The sequence below is a fragment of the Rhodobacter sp. SGA-6-6 genome (genome assembly GCF_011043545.1).
Lineage (GTDB): Bacteria > Pseudomonadota > Alphaproteobacteria > Rhodobacterales > Rhodobacteraceae > Pseudogemmobacter.
The window spans coordinates 30309-43298 of record NZ_JAAKGP010000001.1 but is presented as its reverse complement, the minus strand read 5'-3'; the positions used below and the strand labels follow the sequence as shown (position 1 = coordinate 43298).

The window sequence follows — 12990 nt, the reverse complement described above, 5'->3', positions numbered from 1 at the left end:
CGCCGATCCGGCGGGCGGCATCGGCGGCGCAAGGGAAACCGGCGACCGCAGGCAGCTTCCGGCCGGGGGAAAGCCGCGCGTCGGCGGGGGAATTCCGCCGGTCGGCTGCCGTGCTGGACGGGACGGGCGGAAGGGTTCAACTGATGGCCAGGGCGGCGGGCCGATGAGGGCGCGCCGGCCTTGCAGAAGATCGAACGAAAGGATGATCCGATGAAACGCACGATTCCGCTTCTCCTGCCGCTGGTGCTGGCCTCCGCCGCGATGGCGCAGACGGCCGGCAGCACGCCTCCGGCGGTCGAGGACGCAGATGCCAGCGGCAACTGGTCGCTGGCCGAGCTGCAGGCGGTCTGGACCGACCTGACCGAGGACGGCTTCACCGCCATCGACACCAACACCGACGGCGCGGTCGATGCGGCCGAACTGCAGGCGGCCTGGGACAACGGTGTTCTGAAGCCCGTCGAGGGCTGAGGACCGCTCCCTGCCGCGTCCGGCCCGGCTTCCCCCCGGGCAGCGCGGCAGGGGCTGGTCTCAGAGACGGGCGGCGAGGCGGGTGGCCTGGTCGATGGCGCGCTTGGCGTCCAGTTCGGCCGCGACATCCGCCCCGCCGATCAGGTGATGCGCGATCCCCGCCGCAGCGAGCCTCTCCGAAAGACTGCGCGCGGGGTTCTGGCCTGCACAGAGCACGACCGTATCGACGGCAAGCGTCTCGGCCCTGTCGCGCGCCGGGCCGTGGCTGATGTGCAGGCCCTTTTCGTCGATGCGATCGTAATTCACCCCGCCGATCATCTGCACGCCCTTGGCGGCCAGGGTGGCGCGGTGGATCCAGCCGGTGGTGCGGCCCAGCTTGCGGCCGGGTTTCTCCGGCTTGCGCTGGAGCAGCCAGACCTGCCGCGCCGGCGGTTCCGGCTGCGGCTCGGCCAGCCCGCCGCGGGCGGTCCAGGGCGGGGCGACGCCCCATTCCCGCCGCCAGAGGGCGCGGTCCAGCGTCGGGCTGGTGCCCTGGTGGGTCAGGAACTCCGCCACGTCGAAGCCGATGCCGCCCGCGCCGACGATGGCGACGCGCGGTCCGACCGGCGCGCCTTGCAGCACTTCGATGTAGGACAGCACTGGGGCGCCCGGGGTGGCGGGGATGCCCGGATCACGCGGGGTGACGCCGGTGGCGAGGATCACCTCGTCGTAGCCTTGCAGGCTCTCCTCGGTGGCGGCTTCGTTCAGGCGCAGGTCGATCCGGGGATGGTCGAGCTGCCGGGTGAACCAGCCGAGTAGGCCCTGGAATTCCTCTTTCCCCGGGATGGTGGCGGCAAGGTGCAGCTGGCCGCCGGGGCGGGCGGAGGCCTCGAACAATGTGACGCTGTGTCCCCGCCCGGCGGCAGTGATCGCGGCGGCCATCCCTGCCGGGCCGGCACCGACCACGGCGATGCGTTTCGGCGCGGCGGCGGTGTCCAGCGGCAGTTCCGTCTCGTGGCAGGCGCGCGGGTTGACCAGACAGGAGGTCAGCTTGCCCGAGAAAGTGTGGTCCAGACAGGCCTGGTTGCAGGCGATGCAGGGGGCGATGTCCCCGGACCGGCCCGCCGCGGCCTTGGCGATGAAATCGGCATCCGCCAGCCAGGGCCGCGCCATCGACACCATGTCGGCCGCGCCTTCCGCCAGCAGCCGCTCCGCCACCTCGGGCGTGTTGATGCGGTTCGAGGCGATCACCGGGATAGAGACCTCCGGCCGCAGCCTTGCGGTCAGGTCGGCGAAGGCGGCGCGGGGGACCGAGGTGGCGATGGTCGGCACCCGCGCCTCGTGCCAGCCGATGCCGGTGTTGAGCAGCGAGGCCCCTTCGGCCTGAACGGCGCGGGCGAGGGTGAGAACTTCGTCCCAGCTGGACCCGTCCGGCACCAGGTCGATCAGCGACAGCCGGAAGATCAGGATCGGCTCCGGCCCCATCGCGGCACGGACCCGGCGCACCACCTCGACCGGCAGCCGCATCCGGTTCTCGTAAGCCCCGCCCCAGCGGTCGCTGCGGCGGTTGGTGTGGGTCACCAGGAACTGGTTGAGGAAATAGCCCTCGGACCCCATCACCTCCACCCCGTCATAGCCCGCCTCGACGGCACGGGCGGCGGCGGTGGCGATGTCGGCGATCTGCTTCTCGATCCCCTCCTCGTCCAGCTCCCTCGGCGGAAAGGGTGAGATCGGCGACTTGATCGCCGAGGGGGCGACGCAGTCCTTTGAATAGGCGTAGCGGCCGGCGTGCAGGATCTGCATGGCGATATGGCCGCCCTCGGCATGGACGGCATCGGTGACGCGGCGGTGGTTGGCGATGTCCCTGTCGGTGAACAACCCGGCGGCGCCGGGGAAGACCCCGCCCTCGGCATTGGGGGCCATGCCGCCGGTGACGATCAGCCCGGCCCCGCCCCGGGCGCGGGCGGCGTAGAAGGCGGCGACGCGCGACCAGTCGCCGGTCTCCTCCAGCCCCGTGTGCATCGACCCCATCAGGCTGCGGTTGCGCAAGCGTTTCGGGCCGAGCGTCAGCGGGGAAAGAAGGTGCGGATAGCTGGTCATGGCGGTCTCCCTCTGCGGGAGAATGGCGAAGGGCGCGGGGGAAGTCATCCGCAACGCGGCGTCATGGGGGAAGCCGAGGCCGGGGGTTTCACACCCCCGGACCCCCGTGGGATATTTGGAGACAGATGAAATCAGAGGCCGGGGAGGCCGAGAAGGCCGGGCAGGTCGTGCATATCGTGGAAGAGGGGGATGCCGAGGGCCTGCATCCGGCTTGCGGGCGGGGTGCCCGGCCCGTGGGGCGCATAGCCGCGGCAGGGGATGCCGGCGGCGATGGCGGCGCGGGCGCCGGTGGGGCTGTCCTCGATCACCACGCAGTCGGCGGGCGCGGCCCCGCAGGCGGCCGCGGCGGCGAGGAACAGGTCGGGCGCGGGCTTCGGTTTGCCGATGGCCTGCCCGGAGAGCAGGGCGCGGAAGCGCGGGAGCAGGCCGTGCTGGCCGAGGCTGATCCGCATCTTCTCGGGCGAGCCGTTGGAGCCGACGGCATAGGGGATGCCGGCGGCGTCCAGCGCGTCCAGCACCGCGGGCACGCCGGGCATCAGGGCCGTGCCCTGTTCCAGCATCGCATACATCCGGGCGTAGAAATCGGCGACCCAGCCCTCGGGCAGCCGCGCCCCCGCCGCCCGGGCCTTCACCGCCAGCATTTCCACCGTGCCGCCGATATAGTCGGTCTCCAACTGGTGCCGGGTCAGCGCCAGCCCGTGCCGCGCCAGATCCTCGATCAGCAGGTCGAAGGTCGGGCCTTCACTGTCGACCAGCACCCCGTCGCAGTCGAAGATCACCGCCTTCGGGGTCATTCCGGCGCCCTCAGGAGCGTGACGAGGGTGTCGCCATATCTGCGCTGGTCCAGCGGCGCGAAGCCCGGCGGCGCGGCGGGGGCGCTGCCTTCCTCCCAGACCACCAGCGCGCCGGGGGAGAGCCAGCCGCCTGCCAGCGCCGAGGCCAGCGCGGCCTCTCCCAGCCCCTTGCCATAGGGCGGGTCGAGGAACACGAGGCCATAGCCCGGCCCGCGGTTGGGGCCGAGCCGGGTGGCGTCGCGGCGCCAGACATCGGTGCTGCCCATGGCCTGCATCTTCTCGATGTTCGCGCGCAACAGTGCCCGCGCCTTCCCCCCGTCGTCGACGAAGGCCACCCGGGCGGCGCCGCGCGACAGCGCCTCCAGCCCGAGCGCGCCGGTGCCGGCGAACAGGTCCAGCACCCGCGCGCCGGTGACGGGATCGCCGTAGCCGCCGTTCACCAGCAGGTTGAAGATCGCCTCGCGCACCCGGTCCGAGGTCGGGCGCAGATGCGCCTCCGGGTCGCCCGCACCGACATCGGCCAGCAGAAGCCCGCGCCGCGCCCCGCCGATGATCCTCATGCCTTCAAAAGCGCCTTGAGGTCGGGAGTGGAGGCCAGGACCTCCGGCGCCGGGCTTTTCCCGCCCTCGATCAGCCGCTTGCCGACCATATAGGCGCGGGGGTCGTTCATCGCGTCCACCGCCAGCAGCTCCGCGCCGCGGTAATACCAGAACGACACCGCCTCGCCCTCGGCCTTGCGGGTGACGATATGGTCGTAGCCGGTGTTCAGCCCGGCGATCTGCAGCTTCAGGTCGAACTGGTCGGACCAGAACCAGGGCTTCGCCTCGTAGGGCTGGCCGGCGCCCAGCATGTTGGCGGCCACCGCCTCGGCCTGGTCGATGGCATTGCCCACCGATTCCAGCCGGATCCGCCCGCCGCGATACGGAAATGAGGCGCAGTCCCCCGCCGACCAGATCGCCGGGTCCGAGGTGCGTCCTTCGGCATCGGTGGCGATGCCGTTGTCGAGGGTCAGCCCGGCCTCGGCCGCCAGCCGGTCGTTCGGGGAAATCCCGACGCCGACGACGACGAAATCCGCCGGCAGCTCTCGCCCGTCCCGCAGCCGCACCCCGGTGACGCGGGCCTCGCCCAGCAGGCGGTCGAGCCCGGTCTCTTCCAGGATCTCCACCCCATGCCCGCGGTGCAGCGCGGCGACGAAGGCCGAGGTTTCGGGCGAGGCCACCCGCTGCAGGATGCGCGGCGCCATTTCCAGCACGGTGGCCTTCAGCCCCAGCTTGCAGGCCACCGCCGCGGCTTCCAGCCCGATATAGCCGCCGCCGACGATGATCACCCGGCGGCCCGGCTGGAACTCCGCCCGCATGGCATCGACATCGGCGAGCGTGCGGACGGTGTAGACGCCCGGCAGCTCTCCGCCGATGCTGGCGGGCAGGCGGCGGGGGGTGGAGCCGGTGGTCAGCGCGAGGTGATCGTAGGGGATCGCTTCGCCGTTCACCGTCACCGTCTTCGCCGCCCGGTCGATTCCGGCGACGGGCCGGCCCAACCGCAGCTCGATGCCGTTTTCCGCATAGAAATCAGGAGCGCGCAGCCAGAGCCGTTCTTCCTCCATCTCGCCCAGCAGATAGGCCTTGGACAGCGGCGGGCGCTGGTAGGGCGGCGCCGGCTCCTCGCCGATCATCGTGATGGGCCCCTGATGGCCGAGCGCGCGCAGCTTCGCGGCCAGCGCGGCCCCCGCCTGTCCGGCCCCGACGATCACTACCCGCATCCGCATTCCCCCTCTGGCAAACCCGCCGGGCGAGCCTATAACCGAGAGGATGCCGCGTGCAACGCGACGAACAGGAAAGGATGACGAAAATGACGATTGCCGTAGGGGACAAGCTGCCGGACGCCACCCTCCAGCGGGTCGGGGCCGACGGGCCGGAACAGGTGGCGCTGGCGGACAAGCTGAAGGGCCGCAAGGTGGTGATCTTCGGCCTGCCGGGGGCCTATACCGGCACCTGCACCACCGCCCATGTGCCCAGCTTCATGCGGGTGCGCGACGAGCTGGCCGGGAAGGGCGTGGACGAGGTGATCTGCGTTTCGGTCAACGACGGCTTCGTGATGAAGGCCTGGGGCGAGTCGACCGGCGCCGCCGATGCCGGGATCACCATGCTGGGGGACGCGGATTCGTCGTTCACCAAGGCGATCGGGATGGAATTCTCCGCCCCCGCCATCGGGCTCATCGACCGCTCCAAACGCTATTCGCTCTATGCCGAGGACGGGGTGGTCAAGCAGCTGAACCTGGAGGAAAGCCCCGGCACCTGCGAGATTTCGGGCGGCGAGACGCTGCTGAAGCAGCTTTGATGGGCTACGGGGCCTGATCTGGCGAAGGCGCGTGCCTTCGCCACGCGATGCGGGTTCCCCTTGCCCGGCCGGGCCCCAAAGGCCCGGCCAGCGCCCGACCCGCCCCCGGCGGGCGCTTCTCGCCCGCCGGGTCGGGCGCTGGCATCTCCCGGTCTCGTGCTGCCAGTGTCTCCGGGTGATATGCCACGCACGGGCGGGGGCGAGGCAATGCCTCGCCTGCTCCCGCCCGACCAAGCGGTGGACCGTCCCGCGCTGAATGCAAATTCGCTGAGGTTACGCCTTGCGGTGATGCAACTCGCAGAGGCAGGAGACCGGCTCGCCATGGTCGCGCTGGACCTCGGCACCGGGGGCGATCTTGTCCATGAAACCGGCCAGCTGGATGTCCAGCGGGGACAGCCCCTCGCAGGAATGCGTGGTCAGGGTCACGTCCACCACGTTGTAGGTGTTCGACCATTCCGGGTGGTGGTTCAGCTTCTCGGCCCTCAGCGCGGCGCGGGACATGAAGCCCCAGGCTTCCGAGAAGCTGCGGAACTTCCAGATCTTGCGGATGGCGTCGCGGCCGGGCACGGCGGCCCAGCCGGTCTCGCCCAGCGGGGCCAGCGCGGCGGCGCGTTCGTCCTGGGGGATGCGGTCGGTCATGGCTTCTTCTCCATCAGCGCATTGTCCTTCGCATCCGCCGCTGCCCGTGCGGGGCGGTCCTTGATGCGGTTCCAGTAGGAGATGAACGCGGGATCGGCGGGCAGCGTTCCGAACTGCAGGCCCCAGCCGATCTGGCTGCCGACATAGACATCCGCCGCGGTGAAGCGGTTGTCGGCGATGTAGTCCTGCACCGTCAGATGCCCGGCCAGGGTGCGGACCACATCCTCCAGCGTGCCATAGCCGATGCGGCCGCGGTCTTCCGGCCTGGTGGCCTTCCAGCCGAAGGAGGTGTTGACCACCGCCTGCTCCAGCGGCCCGGCGGCGAAGAACATCCAGCGGAAGAAGGCGGCCTTGTCCTCGGCCATCAGGCCCTTCTCCGGGAAGGCCATCGCCAGATAGGTGCAGATCGCGGCGCATTCGGTGACCACGGCGCCGTCATGCACCACCGCCGGCACCTTGCCCATCGGGTTCACCGCCAGGTAGTCCGGCGCCTTCATGGTGGTGCCGTAGTCCAGCACCACGGTCTCGTAGGGCTCGCCGATTTCCTCCAGCATCACCCGGGCGATGCGGCCGCGGCTCATCGGGTTGGTGTAGAAGGTCAGCATCCGGCTCCTCCGATTCTTCGCCCTTCATCTTGGCACAAATACTCCACGGGGGTGTGAAACCCCCGCCGCTACGGTTCCGCCCCCGAGCGGCGGAAAGGCCCGTAAGCGGTGAGGACCTCGATCTCCTCGCCGACCGCCAGCCGCTCCCGCTCCAGATATTCCGCCACCGCGGTGCGGAAGCCGGGATCGGCGATCCAGTGCAGCGAATGGGTCTCCACCGGCAGGTAGCCCCGGGCCAGCTTGTGCTCGCCCTGCGCGCCGGCCTCCACCCGCTGCAACCCATGGGCGATGGCCCAGTCGATGGCCTGATAGTAGCACAGCTCGAAATGCAGGCAGGGGTGGTCCTCGATGGCGCCCCAGTAACGGCCGTAAAGCGCCGAGCGGCCGATGAAGTTCAGCGCCCCCGCCACCGGGCGCTCGCCGTTGAAGGCCAGCACCAGCAGCATGTCGTCGCGCATGGTGGCGTGGAAGGCGTCGAAGGCGGCGCGGGTCAGGTAGGGGCGGCCCCATTTGCGGCTGCCGGTGTCCTGGTAGAAGGCCCAGAACGCATCCCAATGCGCGGGCTCGATCCCGTCGCCGGTCAGGGCGCGGACGGTCAGGCCCGAGGCCAGCGCGGTTTCCCGCTCCTTGCGGATGGTCTTGCGCTTGCGGCTGGAGAGGTCGGCGAGGAAATCGGCAAAGCTGCCGTAGCCCCGGTTCTGCCAGTGGTATTGCTGGGTGACGCGGTGCAGCAGCCCCTCGTGCCCCGCCAGCGCCGCCGCCTCCTCGCCGGTGCAGAAGGTGACATGCAGCGAGGAGAGGTGGTTGCCCCCCGTCAGCCCGATGGCGGCGGAGGCGAGGTCCCGGCGCAGCTCCGGCGGCCCCAGAAAGCGGCGGCCGGGGACCGGGGTGAAGGGCACGGCGGCCTGCAATTTCGGATAGTAGCGCCCGCCGGCCCTTTCCCAGGCATCGGCCCAGCCGTGGTCGAAGATGTATTCGCCTTGGCTGTGGGTCTTGACGTAAAGCGGCAGCGCGGCGGCGGGGCGGCCGTCGTGGTGCAGCACCAACGGCCGCGGCAGCCAGCCGGTGCCCTTGCCGGTGGAGCCGGAGCGTTCCAGCGCCGACAGGAAGCGATGGGTGGTGAAGGGGTCCTCCGGCCGCCCCGTGGCCTGTTCGGGCGCGGCCATCGCGTCCCAGTCGGCGGGGGCGATCTCGGTCAGCGACTCGTGGAGGGCGGTTTCCATGCCGGCGTCAGGCCGCAAGCGGCGGCAGGTAGCCTTCGAAGGTGACGTTCTGCGCCACCCTGCGGGCCAGCGCCTCCTCGGCGGCGGAGCGGATGGTCCAGCACAGGATCGCCGCGCCCTGCGCCTTCAACTCGGCGACGCGGGGGGAGGACAGGTCGGCGGCCTCGTGGCTGACGAAGCTGGACAGGGTGGGATCGTAGTCCGGGATGGCGCGGAAATGCGCGCACATCTCCGGCGGCATCGGGTGCCAGCTTTCCGGGTCGTAGGCGGCGGTGGTGATCCCGCGGGGAATCTCCGGCGCCAGCCGGGCGAGGTGATGGATGCAGGCCGGGTTGAAGGACATCAGCGCCACCTCGCCCCCGTAGCCTTGCAGCGCCGCGGCGGTGGCGGCCTCCAGCCGGCCGTCGGTCGGGCCCATGACCAGCGACTGGTCCTTCAGCTCGATCAACAGCGGCACCCGCCCGCCGACCAGCGCCAGCACCTCCTCCAGCGTCGGGATGCCGTCGCCGCCGCCCGCCAGCCGGATCGCCCGCAGCGCGGCGGCGGGGCGGGCGGCCACGGGGCCGGTCTCGCCGGTCAGCCGCTCCAGGTCCTCGTCGTGGAACACCATCGGCACGCCGTCCTGCGACAGTTGCAGGTCGATCTCGATGGCATAGCCATGGTCGATGGCGGCCCGGATCGCGGCGGGGGAGTTCTCGATCCGCCCCGCCGCGCGGTCGTGCAGGGCGCGATGGGCGATGGGGCGGTGCAGCAGGCCGGGCGGCAGCGGGACGCGCATCAGCGGATCTCGAAGATGCCCTCGATCTCGACCGCGACGCCGAGGGGCAGCGAGGCGGCCGAGACCGCCGAGCGGGCATGGCGGCCGGCATCGCCGAGCGCGGCGACCAGGAAGTCGGAGGCGCCGTTGATCACCTTGGGCTGGTCGGTGAAATCGGCGGTGGAATTGACGAAGCCGGTCAGCTTCACCGCCCGCACCAGCCGCGACAGGTCGCCGCCGCAGGCCTTCTTCAGCTGCGCCAGCAGCGAGATGGCGCAGCGCTTGGCGGCCTCGGCCCCCTGTTCGACGCTGAGATCGGCGCCGAGGCGGCCCTTGATCAGGCCGTCGGGGCCTTGGGAAATCTGGCCGGAGATGTGGACGAGGGTGCCGACCACCACGAAGGGCACGTAGTTCGCCGCCGGGGCGGGCGCGTCGGGCAGGGTGACGCCGAGTTCGGCGAGGCGGGATTCGATCTGGGACATGGCGGACTCCTCTGGTTGGCGCGGAGCCTAGCGGGGCGGGGCGGGGGCGGCAAGGCGGGAGGGGATGGCGGGACTTTCCCGATCCCTTGGCGAAGGCCGGTGCCTTCGCCACAGCGCAACGCTTCCCCCTTGTCCCGGCCGGGCCCCAAAGGCCCGGCCAGCGCCCGCCCGCCCCTCGGCGGGCGCTTCACGCCCGCCCGGGCGGGCGCTGGCCTCTCCGGGTTCAGGGCTGCCAGCGTCTCCGGGTGCAACCGCTGCGCACGGGCGGGGGCGAGGCAGTGCCTCGCCTTCTCCCGCCCGCGGATATCGAGGGAGCGGCGGGATGGACACCGTCCCCCGAGGACAAACGGCCCCTCTCAGCTCTCCCGGAACGCCTTCGAGAAATAATCGGTGAAGGGTTTCAGCAGATAGGCCATCGGCGTCCGCGCCTCGGTCTGGATGAAGGCATCCACCGGCATCCCCGGCAGCAGGGGCTTGCCGTCCAGCCGGGCGATTTCGCCCTCGTCCAGCAGGATCTCGGCCCGGTAATAGGAGGCATGGGTGGCTTGGTCGGTGAAGGCATCGGCCGAGACCACCGAGACCCTGCCGTTCAGATGCGGCGTATCGCGGGAAGAGAAGGCCGAGAACACCAGTTCCACCGGCTGGCCGACATGGACCTGGTCGACATGGATCGGCGCCACCTGCGCGGCGATCACCAGCGGCCGGTCCTGCGGCACGATGTAGAGCACCGGGTCGGCCGGGCGGATCACCGCGCGCGGCGTCGTCACCGTCAGGCCGAGGACCACCCCCGCCACCGGCGCGCGGATGTCCAGGCGGGCGATGCGCTCGTCCACCGCCCGCAGCTTCTCGGCCAGTTCCATCATCGCCGGGCCGATCTCGCGCAGCCCGGCCTCGGCCTCCTCGATGCGGGTGCTGGCCAGGCGGCTGATCTCCAGCTCGATCTCGGTGATCCGTTCCTCGGACTGGCCGCGGCTGGCGGTCAGCTCGCCCTGCTGGCCCAGGAGGCGGGCCTGTTCGCGTTCCAGCGCCAGCACGGTGGAGGCCTGCGCCAGCCCCTTGGCCAGCAGCGCCTGCTGGTTCGCCAGCTCGTCCCCGATCAGCCGCAGCTGGGTGTCCAGCGCGGCCTGCTGCGCCTCCACCCCCTCGACCTGCGAGGCGATCTGGCCGATGCGGCGGCGAAACTGCTCGTTGGTGGTGACGAAGGTCTCCAGCCGGGCGGCGAACAGCCGCTCCTGGCCGTCGATCAGTTCGGCCACCGTCGGGTCGCCGGCGGCCAGCGCGGCCAGCTCGGCAGGGAAGGCCGGCGCCTCCAGCCCGTCACGCTCGGCCAGCAGGCGGGCGCGGCGGGCGGAGAATTCGTTCAGCTGCCCCTGCAGCACCGCACGGTCCGAGCGCAGCAGCGTGCCGTCCAGCCGGACCAGCACCTCGCCGGCGGCGACGGTGGCGCCTTCGATCACGCCGATCTCGGCCACCACGCCGCCGTCGGGGTGCTGGACCACCTGGCGGTTCAGCTCCACCTCGATGCGGCCGGGGGCGACCACCGCGCCCGAGAGTTCGGTCAGCGTGGCCCAGGCCCCGAAGCCGCCGACCAGCAGGGCGAGCGTCGCCAGGCCCAGCAGGACCGGGCCGCGGATCGACCAGAACGGGTGGGCGGTCATGCCACACCTCCGGGCGCGGCGGAGCGGGCGATCTCCCCCGCGTTCCTCACCATGCCGCGCAGCACCTGGTCGCGGGGGCCGAAGGCGGCGGCGGCACCGTCGTTCAGCACCAGCAGCAGGTCGCATTCCTGGATCGCGGCGGGGCGGTGGGCCATGATCAGCACGGCGCGGCCCTTCTCCTTGGCGGCGCGGATCGAGGCGTTCAGCGCCATGGAGCCGTCGTTGTCGAGATTGGAGTTCGGCTCGTCCAGCACCAGGAGCACCGGGTCGCCGTAAAGCGCCCGGGCCATGCCGACGCGCTGGACCTGCCCGCCGGAGAGGCGGCCGCCCATGGTGGCGACCTCGGTGTCGTAGCCCTGCGGCAGCGCCTTGATCAGTTCATGCGCGGCGGCGGATTGCGCGGCGGCGACAATGGCCGCCGGATCGGCCTCGGCGTCCAGCCGGGCGATGTTGGCCGCGATGGTGCCGTCGAACAGCGTCACCCTTTGCGGCAGATAGCCGATGCAGCGGCCGAGCGTGTCGGGATCATACTGATCCAGCGTCGCGCCATCCAGCCGGACCTGTCCGGCGGCGGGCGGCCAGACCCCGATCAGCGCCCGCGCCAGCGAAGACTTGCCCGAGCCGGAAGGCCCGATCACCCCGAGCGCCTGCCCCGGCTCCAGCGTGAAGGAGACGCCGCGCAGCACCGGCTTGCCCTCGCCCGGCACCACCAGCGACAGGTTGCGCACCTCCAGCCGGGCCGCGGGGCGGGGCAGGGCGGTGCGCGGCGCGGGTTCGGGCGCCTGCGACAGCAGCCCTTCCAGCCGGGCTTTCGCCTGGCGGGCGCGGGTCAGGGTGGACCACTGGCCGACCGCAACCTCGATCGGCTGCAGGGCGCGGCCCATCAGGATGGAGCCGGCGATCATCGCCCCCGCGGTCAGTTCGTTCCTCAGCACCAGCCAGGCGCCGACGCCGAGGATGGCCGATTGCAGGAACAGCCGGAAGGTCCGCGTCAGCACGGCGAAGCTGCCCGCGGTGTCGGCGGTGGCCAGCGCCCGCTCCGACGCCCGGCCGCGCAGCCCCTGCCAGCGGGCGAAGGCGGCGCCGGTCATGCCCAGGGCGCGGACCAGTTCGGATTCGGCCTTCAGGTTCTCGGCCTGGCGGTCGGCGCGCAGGCCGAGCGTCACCGCCTCGTTCACCGCCGTCTCGGTCGCGCGCTGGTTCAGCAGCGTCACCGCGACCAGCACCGCCATGCCGGCGATGGCGGTCCAGCCCAGCCAGGGGTGGAAAACGAACAGCGCGCCGGCGAACAGCGGCGTCCAGGGCAGGTCGAACAGCGCCATCAGCGCGGGCGAGGACCAGACCCGCGCCACCGTCTCCAGGTCGCGCTGCGCGGAATGGGCGGCGGCATCCTGCGGGGCGGCGGTCAGCCGGCGGAAGGCGGCCGACAGCACCCGGCGGTCGAGGTCGGCCTGCATCCGCGCGCCGACCCGCACCATCACCCGGTTGCGGGCATGGTCCAGCAGCCCCATCGCCAGGAACAGGAAGGCGACCAGCACCGACAGCGCCAGCAGCGTCGCCTCGGACCGCGAGACCAGCACCCGGTCGTAGACCTGCAGCATGTAGAGCGGCGAGGTCAGCATCAGCAGGTTGACGAAGACCGAGAAGAGGAAGGCCGCCGCCAGCGCCCGGTTCGACCGCCGCCGCACCGCCAGCATCTCCTTCCGTCCCGCTGCGCTGTCCGCTTGTCGCATCGAAGGCGCGTCCTTTCACGGCCCGACCGGCCCCGTTCACGGCCCTGTTGCAGCCTGTGGCCGCTTCCCGCCACCCTGGCCGGAAATCGGGGGGCGGGAGGTTGTCTTGCCCCGGCCCTGCCCCTAAAGGGAGTCGGGTGCGGGAGGCCCGGGAAGGGGCGCCCGCGCCGAGGAACCGATCGGGCGGACGTTAGGGAGTAGGCCGTGCGTTTTCC

13 protein-coding genes are annotated in these 12990 nt (G+C 71.5%); 2 read left to right on the top strand and 11 right to left on the bottom strand.

The genetic code is table 11. The features are described 5' to 3' along the window. The first annotated feature begins 210 nt into the window (after positions 1-210). Positions 211-468 carry an EF-hand domain-containing protein gene (locus G5B31_RS00205; protein ID WP_165012623.1) on the top strand — a complete coding sequence of 86 codons (258 nt, stop codon included), beginning with the start codon at positions 211-213 and terminating at the stop codon, positions 466-468. A 60-nt stretch (positions 469-528) separates the two neighbouring features. Here G5B31_RS00205 and G5B31_RS00200 read toward each other — a convergent pair whose 3' ends face one another. From G5B31_RS00200 to G5B31_RS00185, 4 genes are all read right to left on the bottom strand, one after another. After that, positions 529-2547, bottom strand: coding sequence for an NADPH-dependent 2,4-dienoyl-CoA reductase (locus tag G5B31_RS00200; RefSeq protein WP_165012621.1), 2019 nt, complete (start codon positions 2545-2547; stop codon positions 529-531). Positions 2548-2678: 131 nt separating this feature from the next. Then, positions 2679-3341, bottom strand: a complete 663-nt coding sequence (locus G5B31_RS00195) for an HAD family phosphatase (protein ID WP_165012619.1) — start codon at positions 3339-3341, stop codon at positions 2679-2681. Then, positions 3338-3901, bottom strand: a complete 564-nt coding sequence (gene rsmD / locus G5B31_RS00190; protein WP_165012617.1) for a 16S rRNA (guanine(966)-N(2))-methyltransferase RsmD — start codon at positions 3899-3901, stop codon at positions 3338-3340. The genes G5B31_RS00195 and rsmD overlap by 4 nt, the downstream gene beginning before the upstream one ends. Beyond that, positions 3898-5100 carry an NAD(P)/FAD-dependent oxidoreductase gene (locus G5B31_RS00185; RefSeq protein WP_165012615.1) on the bottom strand — a complete coding sequence of 401 codons (1203 nt, stop codon included), beginning with the start codon at positions 5098-5100 and terminating at the stop codon, positions 3898-3900. The genes rsmD and G5B31_RS00185 overlap by 4 nt, the downstream gene beginning before the upstream one ends. An 89-nt stretch (positions 5101-5189) precedes the next feature. Here G5B31_RS00185 and G5B31_RS00180 point away from each other — a divergent pair, with 89 nt between their 5' ends. Continuing rightward, a complete protein-coding gene (locus G5B31_RS00180) occupies positions 5190-5678 on the top strand; it encodes a peroxiredoxin (protein ID WP_165012613.1) in 489 nt (162 codons plus the stop codon). Between the two features lie 273 nt (positions 5679-5951). Here G5B31_RS00180 and G5B31_RS00175 read toward each other — a convergent pair whose 3' ends face one another. From G5B31_RS00175 to G5B31_RS00145, 7 genes are all read right to left on the bottom strand, one after another. Beyond that, the gene (locus G5B31_RS00175; RefSeq protein WP_165012611.1) at positions 5952-6317 is read right to left on the bottom strand and encodes a 4a-hydroxytetrahydrobiopterin dehydratase; all 366 of its coding nucleotides are present in this window, start codon (positions 6315-6317) and stop codon (positions 5952-5954) included. After that, on the bottom strand, positions 6314-6922 hold the full coding sequence (locus G5B31_RS00170; RefSeq protein ID WP_165012609.1) for a glutathione S-transferase family protein: 609 nt from the start codon (positions 6920-6922) through the stop codon (positions 6314-6316). The genes G5B31_RS00175 and G5B31_RS00170 overlap by 4 nt, the downstream gene beginning before the upstream one ends. 68 nt (positions 6923-6990) lie before the next feature. Beyond that, the gene (locus tag G5B31_RS00165; protein WP_165012607.1) at positions 6991-8145 is read right to left on the bottom strand and encodes a GNAT family N-acetyltransferase; all 1155 of its coding nucleotides are present in this window, start codon (positions 8143-8145) and stop codon (positions 6991-6993) included. 7 nt (positions 8146-8152) lie between these two features. Next, positions 8153-8923, bottom strand: coding sequence for a glycerophosphodiester phosphodiesterase family protein (locus G5B31_RS00160; protein ID WP_165012605.1), 771 nt, complete (start codon positions 8921-8923; stop codon positions 8153-8155). Then, positions 8923-9384, bottom strand: coding sequence for a RidA family protein (locus G5B31_RS00155; RefSeq protein WP_165012603.1), 462 nt, complete (start codon positions 9382-9384; stop codon positions 8923-8925). The genes G5B31_RS00160 and G5B31_RS00155 overlap by 1 nt, the downstream gene beginning before the upstream one ends. Before the next feature lie 356 nt (positions 9385-9740). After that, positions 9741-11042, bottom strand: a complete 1302-nt coding sequence (locus tag G5B31_RS00150) for an HlyD family type I secretion periplasmic adaptor subunit (RefSeq protein ID WP_165012601.1) — start codon at positions 11040-11042, stop codon at positions 9741-9743. After that, positions 11039-12775: a type I secretion system permease/ATPase gene (locus G5B31_RS00145; protein WP_165012599.1), complete on the bottom strand. Its 1737-nt coding sequence runs from the start codon at positions 12773-12775 to the stop codon at positions 11039-11041. The genes G5B31_RS00150 and G5B31_RS00145 overlap by 4 nt, the downstream gene beginning before the upstream one ends. Positions 12776-12990 lie beyond the last annotated feature (215 nt).